The organism is Photobacterium sp. CCB-ST2H9 (assembly GCF_023151555.2).
Taxonomy (GTDB): Bacteria; Pseudomonadota; Gammaproteobacteria; order Enterobacterales; family Vibrionaceae; genus Photobacterium.
Genome location: NZ_CP100425.1, coordinates 1124172 through 1142974 on the forward strand (window position 1 = coordinate 1124172; position 18803 = coordinate 1142974).

General features: G+C 51.5%; 15 protein-coding genes. 6 read left to right on the plus strand and 9 right to left on the minus strand.

Features of this window, described 5'->3' with window-relative positions; genetic code table 11:
• Nucleotides 1-80: 80 nt before the first annotated feature.
• On the minus strand, nt 81-1358 hold the full coding sequence (locus tag L4174_RS05470) for an MFS transporter (protein WP_248139369.1): 1278 nt from the start codon (nt 1356-1358) through the stop codon (nt 81-83).
• A 546-nt stretch (nt 1359-1904) separates the two neighbouring features.
• Between L4174_RS05470 and udp the strand changes: the two genes are divergently transcribed.
• Nucleotides 1905-2672 (plus strand): uridine phosphorylase, encoded by a 768-nt coding sequence (gene udp / locus L4174_RS05475; protein WP_248139371.1) that lies wholly within the window; start codon nt 1905-1907, stop codon nt 2670-2672.
• 77 nt (nt 2673-2749) lie between these two features.
• Here the strand turns inward: udp and L4174_RS05480 are convergent, their stop codons facing one another.
• The gene (locus L4174_RS05480; RefSeq protein ID WP_248139372.1) at nt 2750-3916 is read right to left on the minus strand and encodes a Card1-like endonuclease domain-containing protein; all 1167 of its coding nucleotides are present in this window, start codon (nt 3914-3916) and stop codon (nt 2750-2752) included.
• A 272-nt stretch (nt 3917-4188) separates the two neighbouring features.
• Between L4174_RS05480 and treR the strand changes: the two genes are divergently transcribed.
• The 3 genes from treR to treC all read left to right on the plus strand — a co-directional run bounded on the left by treR (nt 4189) and on the right by treC (nt 8640).
• Nucleotides 4189-5145: a trehalose operon repressor TreR gene (treR, locus tag L4174_RS05485; protein ID WP_248139374.1), complete on the plus strand. Its 957-nt coding sequence runs from the start codon at nt 4189-4191 to the stop codon at nt 5143-5145.
• A 311-nt stretch (nt 5146-5456) separates the two neighbouring features.
• Nucleotides 5457-6890 carry a PTS trehalose transporter subunit IIBC gene (gene treB / locus L4174_RS05490; protein ID WP_248139376.1) on the plus strand — a complete coding sequence of 478 codons (1434 nt, stop codon included), beginning with the start codon at nt 5457-5459 and terminating at the stop codon, nt 6888-6890.
• Between the two features lie 49 nt (nt 6891-6939).
• Entirely contained in the window at nt 6940-8640 is a 1701-nt protein-coding gene (gene treC / locus L4174_RS05495) for an alpha,alpha-phosphotrehalase (RefSeq protein WP_248139377.1), read from the plus strand.
• 72 nt (nt 8641-8712) lie between these two features.
• Here the strand turns inward: treC and L4174_RS05500 are convergent, their stop codons facing one another.
• Nucleotides 8713-9351: a LysE family translocator gene (locus L4174_RS05500; RefSeq protein WP_248139379.1), complete on the minus strand. Its 639-nt coding sequence runs from the start codon at nt 9349-9351 to the stop codon at nt 8713-8715.
• A 139-nt stretch (nt 9352-9490) separates the two neighbouring features.
• Nucleotides 9491-11671, minus strand: a complete 2181-nt coding sequence (yccS, locus tag L4174_RS05505; RefSeq protein ID WP_371929377.1) for a YccS family putative transporter — start codon at nt 11669-11671, stop codon at nt 9491-9493.
• A 152-nt stretch (nt 11672-11823) separates the two neighbouring features.
• Between yccS and helD the strand changes: the two genes are divergently transcribed.
• On the plus strand, nt 11824-13908 hold the full coding sequence (gene helD, locus L4174_RS05510) for a DNA helicase IV (protein WP_248139380.1): 2085 nt from the start codon (nt 11824-11826) through the stop codon (nt 13906-13908).
• A gap of 24 nt (nt 13909-13932) precedes the next feature.
• On the opposite strand, the gene L4174_RS05515 is transcribed toward helD, so the two are convergent.
• From L4174_RS05515 to L4174_RS05525, 3 genes are all read right to left on the minus strand, one after another.
• Nucleotides 13933-14913, minus strand: a complete 981-nt coding sequence (locus tag L4174_RS05515; protein ID WP_248139381.1) for an alcohol dehydrogenase catalytic domain-containing protein — start codon at nt 14911-14913, stop codon at nt 13933-13935.
• A gap of 303 nt (nt 14914-15216) precedes the next feature.
• A complete protein-coding gene (locus tag L4174_RS05520; protein ID WP_248139383.1) occupies nt 15217-15675 on the minus strand; it encodes a methylglyoxal synthase in 459 nt (152 codons plus the stop codon).
• Nucleotides 15676-15829: 154 nt separating this feature from the next.
• Complete coding sequence (locus tag L4174_RS05525; RefSeq protein WP_371929395.1) at nt 15830-16630, minus strand: hypothetical protein; 801 nt, start codon at nt 16628-16630, stop codon at nt 15830-15832.
• Nucleotides 16631-16909: 279 nt separating this feature from the next.
• Between L4174_RS05525 and L4174_RS05530 the strand changes: the two genes are divergently transcribed.
• Entirely contained in the window at nt 16910-17353 is a 444-nt protein-coding gene (locus L4174_RS05530) for an RNA-binding S4 domain-containing protein (protein ID WP_248139387.1), read from the plus strand.
• 173 nt (nt 17354-17526) lie between these two features.
• Here the strand turns inward: L4174_RS05530 and L4174_RS05535 are convergent, their stop codons facing one another.
• Together L4174_RS05535 and mobB are read right to left on the minus strand one after the other, a co-directional pair.
• Nucleotides 17527-17868, minus strand: coding sequence for a hypothetical protein (locus L4174_RS05535; protein ID WP_248139388.1), 342 nt, complete (start codon nt 17866-17868; stop codon nt 17527-17529).
• A gap of 323 nt (nt 17869-18191) precedes the next feature.
• Complete coding sequence (gene mobB / locus L4174_RS05540; RefSeq protein ID WP_248139390.1) at nt 18192-18698, minus strand: molybdopterin-guanine dinucleotide biosynthesis protein B; 507 nt, start codon at nt 18696-18698, stop codon at nt 18192-18194.
• Nucleotides 18699-18803: the final 105 nt, after the last annotated feature.

Here is an 18803-nt window from a genome sequence, read left to right on the forward strand (position 1 = left end):
TCGTTTGTATCAATCCGACAGTTTCAGCATGTGATTGTCCGGTGCTAAGGGGAAATAATAAAACCTCAAACCTGAGAGGGTTACACTGCGATTGTTGCGCGTTGTTTTTTGTCTAAACAGATGAAGAGCAGAATAACCAGGCCGCATAAACCACTCATGATCTGAAAAACAGCCGGTCCTCCCCAGTGATCCAGCATGATTCCGCCGATGTAAGGCGCGCAAACATAGCCCAGAGCGTTCAGGGCGGCTGCCCCATAGTAGGTGCCTTTCAGGTGTGCAGGTGCGATGTTATCGATCTGAATCGTCATGAGCGGGAAGATGATGGTCTGGCCAAAGCTCATGGTGACAGCGACGGCAATCCATCCCCAGTACATTGTCACCGAATTGTACGCACAGAGTATTTGAGCGAATGCGAAGAAAACAATCCCAATGATCATTTTCAGATGGATCGAGAGTGACGCAAGCTTTTTCATGAAAATAAACTGGAATGCAATGGTAACGAATGAATTCGCTGCGACCATCATAGAAACTAAAGACATCAGGTTGTCTGCATTTTCAATGGTCAGGTACTGAATTAAAGTCGAGTCTTGCTGACCATAAATAAAGAGTATGATGATGTTTGAAATGATTATGAGCAATAATAATTTATCATGCCAGAGCGATTTGAATATTTCTCGTAACGGTGGCTGACGGGAGTGATGAATTTTCTCCGATTTTATATTTTCTTCTTGAGGGGCATTCATCCAACATAAACACATCGCGATGAGAAAAATCAGATATGAAAACGCGGTGATGAAAAAGTTCGAAGGTTCTCCCGCGATACTCAGCCACACTCCGGTTAACGGTCCGATTGCACTGCCGATATTGATGGCAAAATAGCGAATATGGAAAGCAAACTCTCTTTTATTTTTATCATGGATAACATCGCTGAATAATGCGGAAATGGTGGGTTCCCACATTGCACGGCCAATGGATGAAAGTCCAATCGCAATCAGATATCCCCATACAGAGTCGAAAACAGCTAACATGCAAAACGCAATGATGTTCAGGATTCCGCTGAGTAATAAAATTAATTTTCTTCCGATGAAATCAGAAATAACACCAACAATCAGCCCAAGGCAGACAGAAATAATGCCTGCGATTGATAAAAACGTACCGACTTCACTCGCGGAAAGGTGGTGTTTCTGAATCAGGATGATCGATATATACGGCCATACCATATAAAAGCTGCCCCGTGTCACGAAGACACCAAAAAGCAGCACCCAAATGAATTTGGGAAGCTTATTTATTTCATTCCACATCGGATTTACCCGTTTCAATGTACTTGTGTTTGTTGATTCAGCACCGGCTGGCGTCACATCGTTTCCATCATGAAAATATTTTTCACAAAGTTGAAGAAACAACCTGAATTTTGCGGGCAAAAACAGTGACTGCCTGAAGCAGTAATAAACTACACTTGTGATACTAAACGCATAACTTAATCAAGTGTTTCTCGAATGTAAATTACAATGAGTGACATTATTTGATGCTGGATGAACTTTACTCAAAATGAGTTCTTTGTTTTCAGTGGCCTAATCGGAAAAAAACAGCCTGAAAACAGCGGAAAAAACACCAAAGGGGCCGGGAAAACATTCGGCATTCAGCAGTATGGCTCAGCATGTTGCGGGTGAGTGTAACGGTTGCTGATGCACAGATAGTTGATGAAACTTACCCCACTTTTACATTCACAATGTGATCTATGATCTCTTTTTCGATTTCGGTTACATTTTGCTGTCATATTGTTGTGATCACCATCAATAATGTTGGTGCGGCAATGGGCTATGGTTAGCGGGTATTCGAGAGTTCAAGTTGTTGAATAAGATCCAGGCCACCACAGAGTGAGCCACACAATAAAGGATAGAATTATGTCTGAGAACGCTGTTTTCCATCTGGGTGTTACGAAATCTGACCTTCAGGGTGCTGAGATTGCCATCATTCCAGGCGATCCGGCTCGTGTTGAAAAAATCGCGAACCTGATGGATGAGCCAGAATTTCTGAACAGTGCTCGTGAGTACACCCTGTACCGTGCGAAGCTGGATGGCCAGTCTGTTGTTGTGTGTTCTACCGGTATCGGTGGCCCGTCTACGTCGATTGCTGTTGAAGAGCTGGCGCAACTGGGTGTGCGTACCTTCCTGCGTGTCGGGACAACAGGTGCAATTCAGCCAAACATTAATGTTGGCGACATGATTGTGACCACAGGTTCAGTTCGTCTGGATGGTGCCAGCCTGCATTTTGCGCCAATGGAATTCCCGGCGGTTGCTGACTTTGAAGTTGCAACGGCAATGAAAGAAGCCTGTGATGCAGAAGATACTGCTGTCCACACGGGCGTGACTGCTTCTAGTGACACCTTCTACCCAGGTCAGGAGCGTTACGACACATTCTCTGGCCGTGTTGTTCGCCGCTTCCAGGGCTCTATGAAAGAATGGCAGGACATGGGTGTACTGAACTTTGAAATGGAATCAGCAACCTTGCTGACCATGTGTGCAAGTTCAGGTCTGCGTGCAGGCTGTGTGGCGGGTGTGATTATCAACCGTACACAGAAAGAAACGCCTGATCACGCGACACTGAAAGAGACAGAAGCCCGCGCGATTCGCGTTGTGGTTGATGCTGCCCGTCGTATGCTGAAAAAATAATTGTTCTGAATTGATTTAGAGCTGAAACAAAAAACCGATGCCTGGGCATCGGTTTTTTTGATCTGGACTGAAAGTGATTACAGCATTCGGTTGGCCTGACCACCTGCAGCTTTGAACCAGGTGTGCAGATGTTGTTCCAGATCGCCCAGCTGTTCAGGGCCGATAATGGCCAGTCCCAGATCTTCAGCACGGACCAGATCGTGATGACGCAGCGGACGGAAGCTGACCAGCATTGCCCTGGCTTGCAGGCCACCGAGCAAATCACGCAGCGATTCCAGTTTATACAGGGTATCATCACCGTCGTCGCGCATGCCCTTGGTTTTACATTCAATGATGTGCAGTTTGTTGTTCACCACGGTTGCGACATCCAGTTCGTTCCGGACTTCACGGTCGCCAATCTGACGGTAAACCTGAACACCAAGTGAGTGATCCTGAATGGTCGGCAGTTTGCTCTGAATGGCTCTTACCGTACTGTGGACCAGGTTCTCCAGCCATTCGCCGTTGGCAAACCGTCGGGCTTCTTCGTGTTTGAACGTCAGGACACCCTTGTCGTAGCTCGCCAGTCCAGTTTCCTGCAGGTCATTGATCAGCTGGGCAAGTTCTTTGTAACCTTGCTGTTTTTCGCTCAGTTCGACGTCCAGTTTCTGTTCTTTCCGGCAGGTGGTCGCCAGATAGTTCAGGGTTGCCAGACCCGGTCCGAGTTCCAGTGCCGAACTGGCCCAGCGCTGTCCTAAATCCCACAGTTGCTGGTTCAGTGCTTCCGGGACCATGGTTTCCGGAAGTTCTGCCCGTGCACCGAAAATGGTCAGATAGTCGGTTAACTGAATCCGGTCTTCGACCTGTTGTTGTTCCCGGTCTGACGGGAACAGCCAGCACATTTCATCGCTGAAAGGCTCAATCACATAAATGGGCCACTGATAACTGCGGAAAACCTCATAGGCAGACAGCAACCGGTGGCGCAGACCGCAGCTGGCATTGAACCAGACTTCGCAGCCGCTTTCTTTCAGGCGGGCAGCCAGTTCATTCAATCGGCTGCGAATCGTTGTGATATTGATAGAGTCGGGAATCGTAAAAAATTCGGTCTGGATATCGCGGGGTGTCAGAATGGAGCTCAGTCGCTCAAAAGTTTCCCGCTGTGATTCGGTACCAATAAAGATCATTTTCCCGGCAGGAACACCGTGGTCTAAAAGCGGGGTGATCAAGCGGACCGGGTCCTGATCAATAATGCCAACATGAGTAATCATAATTATCCTTTTGTGCTTCGGCTGATACCGGCAAAAATGAGGGAACAGAAAACGGCCGGTACCTGCTTCGGAGTAAGCTTTTATTTTATATGGGTGCATGGAAAACTTTTTTCAAGCACTTAAAAAAAGTATCGGTTATCTCAGGAGTTTTTGTTGGCATCCTGTCAATTTGTTGCATTTTTTCTGTAAGGTACTGTTGCAGGTCACTGGCAAGACAGTGACAATACGGCGTTGACAGACAAAGCCTTTTGCATGGCGCACGAAAATATTCTATGGCACAGAAACTCACCATTCTTGATATAGCGAAGCTGGCCGGCGTGGGTAAATCCACTGTTTCCCGGGTGCTGACGCAAGATCCCCGGGTCAAACCTGCGACCCGTAAAAAAGTCGAAGAAGTCATTCGTGATTCAGGCTATGTGCCGTCGAAATCAGCGCAGTCGATGCGTGGAGGCTCCAGCAAAGTGATTGGCGTGGTAGTGTCGCGACTCGATTCACCGTCTGAAAATAAAGCGGTCCGAGGCATTCTGGCCGTGATCTATGCGGCCGGTTATGATGCAGTGATCATGGAAAGCCAGTTCAGCGCTGAGAAAACCCGCGAGCATCTTGCCGTGCTGGAAAAGCGCAATGTGGATGGGGTGATCGTCTTTGGCTTTTCGGGTTTTGACGACACGATCCTGAATGGGTTTGCACAGCGTGCTGTGGTGATTGCCGTCGATACCGATTCGGTTTCATCCGTCAGTTACGACAATCAGGGGATGATCCGTCTGGCGATGCAGCAGCTGGCTGAGCAGGGGCTGAAACAAATCAGTTATATCGGTGTGGATCCCGCCGACCGGACCACAGGACAGTTTCGTCTGGATGCTTATCTGGCCGCCTGCCGGGAGCGTCAGATTGAGCCCTGTTATCAGACAGGCGAACTCAGTTACGACAGTGCCTACAAGCTGACGGATAAAGTCCTGAATGCGCAGACGCAGGCCATTGTCTGTGCCAGTGACACACTGGCGATGGGCGTCGCCAAGCGACTTCAGGAAATTCAGCGGACAGAGGTGATTGTCTCTGGCGTGGGGGCAACGGATCTGCTGAGTTTTATGTTTTCCAACACGTTCAGCATTGACCCGGGTTACTTCGATGCGGGTCAGCGCGCAGCCCAATTGTTATTGCAGCATTTGCAGCAGGGGGCTGCTATTACCCATCTGATCCAGCAAGCCAGCGCACCTTCCAGTTCCTGACGATCAGAAATTCAGGCCAAAGCTAACTCAAGCCAGAGCTAACTCAAGCACACTTTTATCAAGGTCCCTGCGTTCGCATCAGTGGACGCATTCTCGACAAGTCTGCGAACACTGTCGTGAACGTGATCCGGGTTTTATGTCTATCCTCAAACAGGACACAGTTCGTGAGTTGTCACACAGTTTGGGAACATTCCCATTTTCAATTCTTTTTGTCAGGTTCATCATTAGTGGTGTGTTTTGGGAACATTCCCAATTTAATAAAGACGATAACAACATCCCCCTGTGTACCTACGACTTAAACGGATATCGGCATGAGTAAAATCGACCAACAGCAGATAGAACAGCTCGTCGCTCGCATCGGCGGCGAGGCGAACATTGTCAGTGTCAGCCACTGCCTGACCCGGCTGCGCTTTGTGTTACAGGACCCGAAACAGGCCGATACGGCCGGGCTGGAAGCTTTGCCTATGGTGAAAGGCTGTTTTACCAATGCCGGTCAGTTTCAGGTTGTGATCGGAACCGAGGTTGATCAGGTTTACAAGCAAATGAATGCCATGATGGGCGGCAAAGCAGCCAGCAAAGATGAAGCGAAAGTGGCTGCCCGTCAGAACATGAGTTTGTTGGAGCGCGGTATTTCCCATCTTGCCGAAATCTTTGTACCGTTGCTGCCAGCCATTATCACCGGTGGTCTGATTCTGGGCTTCCGCAATGTCATTGGCGACATTGCCATGTTCGACGGCAAGACACTGACGCAAATCAGTCCGTTCTGGGCGCAGGTGCATGCATTCCTGTGGCTGATCGGCGAGGCAATTTTCTTCTTCCTGCCGGTCGGCGTGTGCTGGTCAACCGTAAAAAAACTGGGTGGGACGCCGATTCTGGGGATCGTGCTGGGGGTTACACTGGTGTCTCCTCAGCTGATGAATGCGTATCTGATCGGGAAACAAGTGCCGGAAGTGTGGGACTTCGGCTGGTTCGTGATTGAGAAAGTCGGGTATCAGGCGCAGGTCATTCCGGCGATGCTGGCGGGGATTGCACTGGCCTTTATCGAAACACGGCTGAAGCGCATCATTCCGGATTATCTCTATTTAGTGGTTGTGCCGTTTATCTCTCTGATTACCGCGGTGGTGCTGGCTCACGCCCTGATTGGCCCGTTTGGCCGGATGCTGGGTGATGGGGTGGCTTATATTGCTAAAGCCGCTATGACCGGCGACTTTGCAATTTTGGGTGCTGTACTGTTTGGTTTCCTCTACGCGCCTTTGGTGATCACGGGTATTCACCACACCACCAATGCTGTGGATTTGCAACTGATGCAGGACATGGGCGGCACGCCAATCTGGCCATTGATTGCCCTGTCGAATATCGCACAGGCGTCGGCTGTGGTCGGTATTATCATCATCAGTAAGAAAGAGAACGAGCGTGAGATTTCCGTCCCGGCGGCTATTTCAGCCTACCTGGGGGTCACGGAACCTGCGATGTACGGCATCAACCTGAAATACAAGTTCCCGATGCTGTGCGCAATGATCGGCTCAGCACTGGCCGCAGCGATCTGCGGTGCATCCGGCGTGATGGCGAACGGCATTGGTGTCGGCGGTCTGCCGGGTATCCTTTCAATTCAGCCGCAGTACTGGCTGGTTTATCTGCTGGCGATGGTGGTGGCCATTGTTGTGCCGCTGGTTCTGACGCTGGTGATGTACAAACGCGCTGCGGCAAAAGGTCAACTGAACAATCAACAACCACAAACAGCATAACGTCATTGAACGGCAGCAAAGCTGCCGTTTCTTTTCAAGGCTAGGTCACATGACAAAAACAACTCAACCCTGGTGGCGGACAGCCACGGTTTATCAGATTTATCCGAAAAGCTTTGCTGACAGTGGAGACAAAGGCACCGGCGATCTCAATGGGATCACGCAGCGGTTGCCTTATTTGCAGGCACTGGGAGTTGATGCCATCTGGCTCACACCAGTTTATGCATCGCCGATGATTGATAACGGGTACGATATTTCCGACTACTACAGCATCAACCCGGATTTCGGCACCATGGCCGATTTTGACCGCCTGCTGGATGAGGCCCGTCAGCGGGGTATCCGTATCATCATGGATATTGTTGTCAATCACACCTCCACAGAGCATGCCTGGTTTCAGCAGGCGCTGGCAGATAAACACAGTCCGTACCGGGATTACTACATCTGGCAGGATGCAGTAGACGGCCGGGAACCGAATAACTGGCAGTCGAAATTCGGCGGGAACGCCTGGGAATGGCATGAACCCACACAGCAGTATTACCTGCATCTGTTTGCCAGAGAACAGGCGGATCTGAACTGGGAAAATCCGAAAGTTCGGGAGGAAGTGAAGCAGGTTATCAGCTTCTGGGCTGAAAAAGGGGTCGATGGTTTCCGGCTGGACGTGATCAACCTGATTTCCAAGCAGCAGGATTTCCCCAGCGATGACCACGGAGACGGACGCCGATTTTATACCGATGGCCCCCGTGTTCATGAGTATCTGCAGGAAATCAGCACGGATGTGTTTCAGAAATACGGGTCAGTCACCGTGGGTGAAATGTCATCGACAACACTGGAACATTGCCAGCAGTACTCGGCGAAAGACGGTAAAGAGCTGTCGATGGTTTTTAACTTCCATCACCTGAAAGTGGATTATCCGGACGGTGAAAAGTGGAAACTGGCCCCGATGGATTTTCTTGCGCTCAAGCAGTTGTTCAGCCACTGGCAACACGGATTGCACGATCAGGGCTGGGGCGCACTGTTCTGGTGTAACCATGATCAGCCGCGAGTGGTCAGCCGCTTTGGGCAGGATGGGGTGTACCGCGAACAGTCCGCCAAGATGCTGGCGACCTCGCTGCACATGATGCAGGGCACACCTTATGTGTATCAGGGCGAAGAGCTGGGGATGACCAACCCGGGCTTTAGCCGGATTGAGCAGTATCGCGATGTGGAAAGCATCAATATGTTCCGTATTCTGACCACAGAACAGGGACTGAGTGAAGCGGAAGCCCTGGCGATCCTGGCTCAGCGTTCCCGGGATAACTCCCGGACACCGATGCAATGGGATAACACGAGGCATGCCGGGTTTACTCAGGGAACGCCCTGGATTGATGTAGCAGAAAATTACCCCCGCATTAATGCCGGGCAGGCGCAGGCTGATCCGCAGTCCGTTTTCCATTACTACCGAAAATTGATTGCGCTGAGAAAACAGGTGGCGGTGATTGTTGAAGGCGATTACACCGATTTGCTGCCTGAGGATCAAGCGCTGCATGTATACCGTCGCCGGACCGGGGAACAAACCCTGATCTGCCTGAATAATTACTCGGCAGAGCTGGTGGATTTCGACCTGAGTACTGTCATTGTTGCGGATGGCGCGCTGGATTTCAGCCGGGGGAAAACGCTGCTGTGCAATTATGAGGATGCAGAAGCCTCAACGGTCAGCCTGGCCGGCAAACTGTGTCCTTACGAAAGTCGTGTCTGGCTGTTTGAAACGGCTTGATGCGAGAGGAAAATAGTCTGAATCAAAGAAGAAAGGCCTCCCGGTTGGGAGGCCTTTTTTTGAACAGAAGGTTCAGGCTTGCGGTAACTGGGAAAGCAGCAGCCACAGCGCCAGCAAGATAAAAATACAGCCCATGAACTTGTTCTGGTTCGCCCGGAACTTTGCGTTTCTGAGCAGCGGCTGTCCCAGTGTGCCCGCCAGGACCACCAGCAGTAGATTGAATGCCAGTCCCATGACGTTCAGCACCAGTCCGAGCGCCAGCATTTGCTCTCCTGAACTGGCTTCAATCTGGCCGGAGACAAACTGAGGCAGAAACAGGACGAAAAAAATCAGTGCTTTCGGGTTCAGCAGGTTACTAAAGACTGCACGACGATATAAGGCGCGTGCCAAGCCTTTCTGTGCTTCCACAGTCGGCGATTCTGCCGGCTGGCTGCGCAGGCAATCCCAGCCCATTTTCAGCAGGTAAGCTCCGCCCAGATAGCGCAGTGCTTCCAGTGCGATGGGGCTCATGGCAATCAGTGCCGATACCCCCATGGCGGCCAGAAACGTCAGAATCAGGCCTGATGTGGCATTGCCAAGACTGGCAAATAATCCGACCCTTTTGCCATAGCTCAGGCTTGAACTGGCAATCAGCAGCATGTCTGGCCCGGGCACCAGCAACAGAGCTACCACCGCAGTCAGGTACAGTGGCAGTGTCGTGAAATCAATCATGGTATTCAGTCAATTGAACAGGAACGAGGAATGGGCTGGATTCTATACCATTACAGGCATAACTGAAGATAAATTATGCCTGAAGTGGTTTGATTGGCTGAATATGTATCAGTTTAAGGTTGATATCGCTACTGCAGATTTACTTGCCAGTCATGTCGGCCTGCTGGGTTCTGGCGGCCAGTTTATTGGCCATTGAATGCAGTTCCGGCAGCATCCGCTGGATCAGAAACAGCTGTTGCAAAATCAGGCGGACAGACTGATCGTCGCCTTCTCGCCACGTTGCCAGTGCCTGTTCCAGACTGCTGTCCGTTTCCGGTGGCGGGGCGCAATGTTTGTCTGCCAGTTGCTGTGCCAGCGCTTCCAGCTGGAGATGGATCTGGCTGTGTGCCTGGGCGATCAGCTTGTGAGTTTTGTGTTCATCGAGCTGAGTCCGGTGTGCGCCCAGCGTCGAAATGTAATTCAGCATGGCATGGTTGAGCGTGAGAAAGCGAAAGCATTCTTCGATGGCCAGCCGGTAGCGGCCCGGTTCGGCCAGCATATTGCTGATGGCCGTGCTGAGCTGAGCATCCGTGTTGTGGGCCTCTCGGCGGGCGACCCGGTAGCTCAGGCTGTCTTTCTTCCCAATGCGGTACTGGCCGATGATCTGCGCCAGATAATCCCGGTTGGTGGTGACAGCCGCAGCCATGATTTTGTGCAGCCGGCGGGATTGCCAGTCAGGCAGAATAAAAGTGACCGCCAGTACTGCGAGCACACAGCCGACCAGTGTATCGCCCAGACGGGGCAGCATGACCGCAAACCCGGCGCCTAACTGGTTAAAGCAGAACAGAACCAGCAGGGTGATAAAGCCGGTTGCCAGCGTATATTGCTGATTGCGCAGAATAAAGAAGGCGACCCCGGCAAGAATCATAAGCACCAGTTGTCCTTCCTGACCCGGAAACAGATACAGCAGAGGCAGACCAATGAGCAGACCACCCAGTGTTCCGATGATCCGCTGAGTCAGCTTCTGGCGGGTCGCGCTATAGTTGGGCTGACAAACAAAGAGCGTGGTCAGCAGGATCCAGAAGCCGTGCTTGAGGTCCAACAGCTGGATCACGCCGTATCCGACAGTTAACGCAATGGCGATGCGGATTGCATGGCGGAACAACTGACTGTCGGTATGCAGCTGACTTTTCACCCGCTGCCATAACCCGGCCAGTGTATGGGCTTCAGAGTCTGCCAGCTCAGTGTCTTCCTGTGGCTCGCTGACATCCGGGTTGTTGAGGTTCGTGAGCTGACGTTCGACGGTTGCCAGATTACTGAACAGATAATCCAGCTGAACCAGAAACGATCGCCAGTCCGGATTTTTCTGCGCTTTCAGGTAATCCAGCGATTCCTTCAGTTCATCCAGCGCCAGGCTGTTGTCGAGGCTGTGGCGATAGTGGTGTCCCATCGCCAGGCAGTGGCTGATCTGCCGGCACGCCGCAGCTTGCTGGTGCATCAGATCCTGAAAACGGAACAGGATATCGCTGCGGCGAAACGCTGCGGCTAAATCCTGATAGCGCTGGTGGGAAGAACTGATTCGCTCGTGAATATCCTGAGCGTGAAAGTACAGACTCAGAAAACGATGCCCGCGCTGATTCGGCTGGACGCGTTTGGCCCGGTTCAGCAGCGTCATCTTGACCTGATTCAGTGCGGAAACAACTCTCGCGTTACTGCCGGCAGCCTGAATACGCAACTGCTGGGGATCCAGATTCTCAACCGGCCGGAACCAGCGGCTTTTGTCATCCAGATAATCGGCCAGAGCTTCAAAAACGCTGGCCAGGCTGTGCTGGACAGCCTGATTCGGCCAGAGCATCTGCCAGATCAGGGAAAGCAGCCCGTAGCCACTTGCACCGGCCAGCAATAAGACTGGCTGGAACCATAAATCCTGACTGTTTTCGGCGCCGAGCATGGTGTAAATCGCCAGCAGCAGCGAAGCAAAAGCAATACTGGCATAGCGCGTGCCCATCGCGCCCAGCATCATGAAGGTGAAGCTGGATGTGAACAAACCGATGGCAAAAAGAACGGGCGAGTCAAACAGCAGCTCGACCGACAGGGACGCCACCAGAAAGCACAGCAGCGTCATGGTCAGGGCTTTCAGTCGTCCGGTCAGGTTGTCATCTGTTTCTGCCAGCGCCGATGCAATGATGCCGAGGACTAATGGGGTGACGGCTGTCGTCGCATTTAGATACCAGCAGGGGATAACAGCACAAATCAGGGCGATGGCAACACGGGCACTGAGCTGGAAGCGTTCTTTGGCCCAGTAGCGACGAATGGGCATGAGCAGGGAGCGTTTTATCATTGCATATCCGGTAAGTGCCGAGACAGAACACAGTTTTGAAGCGGCAGACATTTTTGTCTCAAATTTTACGTAAATAAGGTGCTTACCGCTATGGTCTGTGTACAGATCTTGATAATCTTCTCGCTCGGTAAAACAAGGTGTCAGGATACAACATGCGATTAACAGCCAATTGGCTTGCACAATGGTTGGTGCAGGGAGATTTTTGCAGCATTGAACTGGGGGAAGAGCAGGTGCTGCTTGAGAGCCTGGAAGGAAGCGAAGTCCTGTCGTTCGATGACTGGGACGGCTCCGTGACGCTGCACCGCGGAGTGATGTGGGGGGCCTTGGAACTGACCTCAGCCGATCAATCCGCCAGCTGGACCATCCATGGCCTGCCCTGGCAAGCCTGCAAAGACTTCGCTGAACACCTTGTCAGCACTTACCGTCACTGGGCCCGGGGCCGGGTAGAAACGTTAGATCAGCATCTGCCGAAGATGCTGTCTGACATTGATGCTTTTATGACGGAGCCCGGCTATAAGCGCCGCTCTGCTCACCTGAATTTACAGGATTCTTTGCATACGGCTCTGAGAGAAGCCGGACTGACCGATGAACTGGCGGCGTCCTTCCGTCCGATGGCCTTCGAGCGCATTTCTCCCTGGCTGGAAGATGATCCGGCGTGGGTTGAGGAAGCCAACCAAACCTGGATGCAAACGGAAACTGAGAAATGGTCTTCCTGGTTTGACCGCATTGAATCGTCGCCGCTGAATATGTCTCAGCGTCAGGCTGTATTGCTGAATCAGGACCATAACCTGATCCTTGCCGGTGCCGGTTCGGGAAAAACCAGTGTTCTGGTCGCCCGGGCCGGGTACCTGCTTGCCAGCCAGCAGGCGGAGCCGGGTGAAATCCTGTTGCTGGCTTTTGGCCGAAAAGCAGCCGAAGAAATGAGTGAACGACTGACCGAAAAAGTCGGGCGTGGGATCCGGGTGGCGACCTTCCACAGTCTGGGATGCCAGATCATTCAGGCCGTCGAAGGGGAATTACCTGCGGTGTCTCCTCTGGTCCTCGACGAACAGGCGCGTAACGAGTGGCTGTCGGCCTTACTGAAAGATCAGTGGCAGAATGAGGCTGCCGCCAAACGCTGGCAGAAACATCTGACCCAATGGCGTTTGCCGGGTTTCCGGGGGGATAACTCGATGGAGGCGCAGGCCCGGAGCGAAGAGTTACTGAACTGGGTCTGGCGCCACCTTGAACTGATCGGACAGCACGGCGGGAATAAATCCGTGTTGTCGGCGCTGGTGGACAGTGCACTGGGTCATGACGACAAAGCGCAGATGAAAAGTGAACTGGCGCTGTTGTGGCCCTGTTATAAAGCGTACAGCCAGCACCTGAAAGCCAATCGTCAGATTGATTTTAATTCAATGATCCAGACCGCCACTGAATATGTGAAACAGGGTAAGTTTGTACCGGAATGGCGTTTCGTGATGGTGGACGAATATCAGGATATTTCGCCGCACCGGCTGGCGCTGATTGATGCCATTTGCCAGCCTGTAAGGGAAGGCGCACTCGCACCCACGCTGTATGCAGTCGGGGATGACTGGCAGGCGATTTACCGCTTTGCCGGAGCGGATGTCAATCTGACCACGGGATTTGAACAGCGATTTGGTGCCAGTCATGTGATGGAACTGGATACGACTTACCGCTTTAACAATATGATCGGTGAAGTTGCGAATCTGTTTATTCAGCAAAATCCGCAGCAGCTGAAAAAGTCACTCAAGAGTTTCAAAAAACAGAAACGCAAAGCGGTGACGCTGCTGGCGCAGGATTTGCTGGAACAGGAACTGGTTCAGCTGGCTTCAAAAGTGAAGAAAGAAGTCACGGTACTGCTACTGGGGCGGAATCATGACCACCGGCCGGAAAAACTGGCGGACTGGCAATCGCAGTGGCCGCAGTTAAATCTTCAGTTTATGACCTGCCATGCCAGTAAAGGTCGTGAAGCTGATTTTGTGTTCGTGCTCAATGCCAACCGGGGTGTTTTCCCGGCACCGGACAGAGACCGGGGTCTGCTGACCTGCCTGCAATCCGGCGGTAATGAAGGGATTGCCGATGCGGAAGAACGCCGGTTGTTTTATGTGGCAATGACCCGGGCCAAGGAGCATGTGTGGATTTGTGCCAACCCGGAAACCATTTCTCCTTTCATTCATGAAATGATTGAGGATCGTTATCCGGTCAACAATAAGATCAAAAAACCGGGCCGTTAGTCTGCCCACAGGTCAGCACCTGAACTAATCCAGCACCACGACCAGTTTGCCGCTGTGCTGCTGGTTGTACAGCTGCGTCAGCCCGTCTTTCAACTGATCAAAGGGAAACAGCTTATCCAGCATCGGGTCCAGTTTCCCTTCCGCGACCAGATTACTCAGGCTGTTTCCGATATCGGCCAGATGACGGATATCCTCCGGCGCACCATGGGCATAAGTCCCGTGGAGCGCCACTTCGTGCATGCTGATGGCTTTCGTCGTTGCGAGCAAGGGCACCTGGTTAAACTGGTCAGCGACCATCACAATCTGCCCGTTGTATCGGATCAGCGAACTCATCAGACTGCCCGAGCGGGCGGAGACGCAGTCAATTACGGCGTGCAGCAGTCTGTCTTCAGTCAGTTCAATAAGGCGTAATGCGACATTTTCTTTGTCTGCATCAATCACGGCATCCACGCCGTAACTTTGTAATCTGGCATGATGCTGCTTGGCCGCAATGGCATAAACGGTGGCATCGGCCAGCTTGGCCAGTTGTGCCGCAAAGCCCCCGACGCCACCGCCTGCACCGGTGATCGTTATCCGTTGTCCCGGGGCCAGACGAAGCTTGTCATGAACGGCCAGCCAGGCGCTGTAGCCTGCAGAAGGCAGCGCTGCAGCCTGCTCAAAGCTGACGGAGGCCGGTAAACGGCTCAGTGCGTCGGTTTTGCAGCAGACATATTCCGCGAATCCGCCGCACTGGCGCGGGTCGAGGAAGGTAAAGACCCGGTCCCCGGGCTTGTATTGTCTGACCCGGGATCCGACAGACTCAATGGTTCCCGCGATATCCATCCCCATGACCTGTGGATAATCCCAGGTGGCATACCCCCAATGGGCAAGTTTGTAATCGATGGGATTGAGGCCTGCTGCGGCAACCTGAATCCTGACTTCTGCCGGACCGGGTTTGGGGCGGGTTGTTCGGGTCAGTTGCAGACAATCCAGTCCGTTGGGTTCTGTCAGGGTCCAGGCTTTCATAGGCCACCATGAGGTAACAGTTTGTTTTTGGTATTGATTGAAAGCATATACCGAAAAATGGGGCTTTGCCTGCCGGGGAGCCTCGCGCTGAATCGGGAGGATGGGTTCATGTCCGGACAGGAGAAGCTGGAAACTCAGAAACCGGATTGGTGTTGTTGCGGCATGCCCCGGATCCCCGCTTTCGCGGGGATGGCGTTGATTGGTTGAGGAAAACGACTATCTGACGATGTTCAATTAGCTGCCGGTTTCAAAATCGGTATTAAACGTGAAGGGGGCTGAGACCGGACGTATCATGAGCTGAGATTAAGAAAGGCGCTCAGCCAGATAGGCTTCGTAATCCGGGATCTCAATCAGCACTTCCTGATCCATCATGCTGGATTCGATCATGAAGTTGGCGCTGGCACGGTTGGTGGCAACCGGGATATTCCAGACCGCGGCAATTCGAAGCAGGGCCTTGACGTCCGGGTCGTGCGGAACCGCATTGAGCGGGTCCCAGAAGAAGATCATCATGTCGATTTTGCCTTCGCAGATCAGGGCACCCAACTGCTGGTCGCCCCCCATCGGGCCGCTGAGCAGGCAGTTCACAGGCAGTCCGGTTTGCTTGGCTAACAGGTGCCCCGTTGTCCCTGTTGCATAAAGGGTATGCTGAACCAGCTTTGTTTTGTGCTCCTCAACCCAACGCTGCAAATGACTTTTACAGTTATCGTGTGCGACAAGGGCAATGTGTTTGCGGGCCTGCATCTGGCGGGTAGTTGCTTGCATGGGTTACTCCGTTAACTCGGTAAAAACGTCGTTTAAAGAGATACTAAGCGCGCTGTCATTAACTTGTCCAGAGAATATCCGCGACAGGGAGGGCAGCGTCGCAGAAGCCGTCAAAATGAAGGCGATTCCCTTGCCATACCTGAATCATAGCCCGCTAATCATGATGATGAGAGATCAGCTGATCAAAACGTTCATGACCATGAAGGGTTTCAAAATCAGCCTCGTCACGCGCCAGTTCTACCAGAAATGCGCTGCCCTGAATGGCTCGCTCAAGATCCGAGACGGCCTGATCTTCGGCACCCAGACAGGCGTAGGCACAGGCTCTCTGATACAGTGCATTTGCATTCGTACCGTCGACTTCCAGAACCCGGTTACAGATACTCAGCGCCCAGTGGAATTCACGGATTTCCATGGCGGCGTCGGCTTTGTGAGTTAAAGCTTCCAGATCGCCCGGCCGCAGCTTGAGAATTTCATCATAGACTTCCATTTTTTGCTCGGCCGTTTGAGAGCTCTGTGCCCGCAGCCAGAGGTTGTGAACCTCGTTGATGATTTCAATCTCTTTATTGTTCTGCGCGATAATGCGGGTTTTTCTTTTCAGATCTCGTTCCAGCATCTGGAATTTCTTCTCATACTGTTCGGTGATTTCCTGCAGCTGCTGATCGGCCATTTTTTTGGTATTGACCTTGATTTCTTTCAGCGATTGCCAGCCGACCAGGGCAATCAGCGAAGCTGCACCTGCGATCAGATAGAAAAAGTAAGTGACGGTCACGTTCGCGTAGTTGAGCGATTTGTCGGCAACGGCCAGTTCCCGATCGGTGAATGAAACCGTCAGGCGACGTTCCAGATCTTGCTGATCCTGGCGCAGGGATTTCAGCTCATCCATGATGTACCTTTCCATCAATGGCTTATCCAGAGTCGGTTGTTCCGAATAGGGAACCTCTTCTTCTTGCGCCATGGCCGGAAGGGCAAAGAGGAGACAGAAGGCAGTGGTGTACAGCAGTTTCAGCATGATGTTTTCCTTGTCACTGAGTCGCAGAGTGAAAGTTGTTACAAGCATAACTGATTGAGAACGCTATCTCTAATCTGTGGCTTCAAACCAAGATATTCTCTGCGTTTCGAAGATTTTTCATGCACTCACATCGTCCGGAGGGGGTTCCGTTCGTTAAAGAGGGGCTGACTGCGGGCCGGGAATGGTATACTCACGTCATACGCGGTTAATTACAGGCAGAGTGTCGTGAGTCAGGATCAGGAAATTGAAGTCGAAGCCCTTGGGATAGAGGTCTCCGCCCAACCCATTGAGCTGTATAAAGTGTTGAAAATCGCCAATGCTGTGGGTGGTGGCGGTGAAGCCAAAATGGCCATTGCTGAAGGCTACGTGGCCGTGAATGGTGAGCTGGAACAGCGCAAGCGCCGGAAAGTCTATAACGGTGACGTGATTGAATTTAACGAGGAGTTTTACGTTGTGCTGTGTGATCAGCCGGTGACAGAAACGGTCAGTGAGCCGGTTGTGAAGCCGAAAGCAGAGAAGGCTCAGCAACCCGCGAAAAAACGTCCAGCCAGACAGGCAAAAAATAAAGCGGCAAACAAGGGCGGGAATGCAAAGTCCAAAACCCGTCAGCCTGCAAAGATTGGAAAAGATGCCGATCAGCAAACCGGGCGAAAACGCCTGATGTTCTGATTGAGAGCGGCAATATTTTCTGGCTCAGGCCAAATCGGTTGTGCTGAATCAATTGCAGCCGGTTTGGAAATTCCTGAGCCAGTTGTTACAAGCCAATCGAATAAAATCAGCTGTCTCAGACTTTATTACAATTTACTTTTATTTATCCATGTTTGATTTGATTTAATGATGGATTAGTAAATATAGATGTCGTAAATTTTAGGGTGTTTTCCTCCCCAATATTCACCGGATGTACAACCAGCAATCCAGAAACTGACTTTTTTCTGTGCCATATGTGCAGCTAACAGGGCACTGTAAAAACGGTCGCTGGATTTTGAATCATCAAGTTCAGCAATATAGGAACCTGACTTCTCGCAGTTTTCTGTATTGACTATTGGTTGTGAAAAGGTGACCCGGACGAAATTGCTGCCGGGTTTCACATAGAGTTGGGTAATGTATCCCTGAGCCGACATTGCATTTGCTAATGCCATTCCCGGAGTGAATAGCAATAAAAATAAAAAGATCATTTTTTTCATGACAGATTCCTTTGTGAAATAACCAATGTATTTATCAGTAAAATGAAGGCAGGTGGGCAGAATACCGCTGTGTTGTGACAGATTTAAGGTAATCTGGAGCGGGATTCTACATTATGATTACGGAATGAAAAGAAAACTTTTCAATGAGAAATAAATTGAACTCAAGACAGGTTATTTATCTTTGAACGTGACTGTTCAATGTCATCAATATCATTTCAGATGTCCCGAAAAAACAGGCTGGTTGTAAATAAGGCGTGGATACATCGCAACCTGTTTTTTATGGACGTCATTATCTTGATGCATACCTTGATGAAGCCATCCGTTTATTTCATCCACTTCACAATAAAATCCGCGATCGTTTGGGGCTGGTTTAAATCCAGAACCGGCAAGGGATGAACTTCATCTGGCTCACAGGTAGCCAGTGCAATGATGTGATGATCCTGCGGGTAGAGCAGAGGTTTGCCGTAATCCGGACGATGAATTTCGATTTTGGCGATGGGCTGATCACGAAAACCTTCGACCAGAATGATGTCCAGCTGGCTGTGATCCAGCTGCTGTAAACATGCCTCAAGCTGAGGCTCTCTTTGTGCAGGCTCCGGATATTCAAAGAAAAGAATATTCCGGTGGGGTGTCGCCAGCAGTAATTGATCGCTTCCGGCATGACGGAGCCGGTAGCTGTCTTTTCCGGGGGTGTCCGGTTCTACATCATGATGACTGTGCTTGAGCAGGCCGACCCGCAACCCATGCGCTTTCAGGCAGGGGATGATCTGTTCAATGAGGGTTGTTTTGCCTGAGCCGCTGAACCCGGCAAAGCCGATGACAGGTACCATAGTCACTCTTTGGTCTGTTTTTGTATGAGAGACACTAAAATAACATGATAGTGATGGCCGACACAGTCGTGCGTGAGCGGAAATCACGATGGACTGTGACAGATC

Excerpts from the sequence above, each read along its gene's own strand:
- treB (WP_248139376.1), top strand. The coding sequence starts at position 5,457 with ATGAGTAAAATCGACCAACAGCAGATAGAACAGCTCGTCGCTCGCATC.
- treC (WP_248139377.1), top strand. The coding sequence starts at position 6,940 with ATGACAAAAACAACTCAACCCTGGTGGCGGACAGCCACGGTTTATCAG.
- treR (WP_248139374.1), top strand. The coding sequence starts at position 4,189 with ATGGCACAGAAACTCACCATTCTTGATATAGCGAAGCTGGCCGGCGTG.
- L4174_RS05500 (WP_248139379.1), bottom strand. The coding sequence starts at position 9,351 with ATGATTGATTTCACGACACTGCCACTGTACCTGACTGCGGTGGTAGCT.
- L4174_RS05480 (WP_248139372.1), bottom strand. The coding sequence starts at position 3,916 with ATGATTACTCATGTTGGCATTATTGATCAGGACCCGGTCCGCTTGATC.
- L4174_RS05520 (WP_248139383.1), bottom strand. The coding sequence starts at position 15,675 with ATGCAAGCAACTACCCGCCAGATGCAGGCCCGCAAACACATTGCCCTT.
- L4174_RS05515 (WP_248139381.1), bottom strand. The coding sequence starts at position 14,913 with ATGAAAGCCTGGACCCTGACAGAACCCAACGGACTGGATTGTCTGCAA.
- mobB (WP_248139390.1), bottom strand. The coding sequence starts at position 18,698 with ATGGTACCTGTCATCGGCTTTGCCGGGTTCAGCGGCTCAGGCAAAACA.
- helD (WP_248139380.1), top strand. The coding sequence starts at position 11,824 with ATGCGATTAACAGCCAATTGGCTTGCACAATGGTTGGTGCAGGGAGAT.
- L4174_RS05535 (WP_248139388.1), bottom strand. The coding sequence starts at position 17,868 with ATGAAAAAAATGATCTTTTTATTTTTATTGCTATTCACTCCGGGAATG.
- L4174_RS05525 (WP_371929395.1), bottom strand. The coding sequence starts at position 16,630 with ATGGCGCAAGAAGAAGAGGTTCCCTATTCGGAACAACCGACTCTGGAT.
- udp (WP_248139371.1), top strand. The coding sequence starts at position 1,905 with ATGTCTGAGAACGCTGTTTTCCATCTGGGTGTTACGAAATCTGACCTT.
- yccS (WP_371929377.1), bottom strand. The coding sequence starts at position 11,671 with ATGATAAAACGCTCCCTGCTCATGCCCATTCGTCGCTACTGGGCCAAA.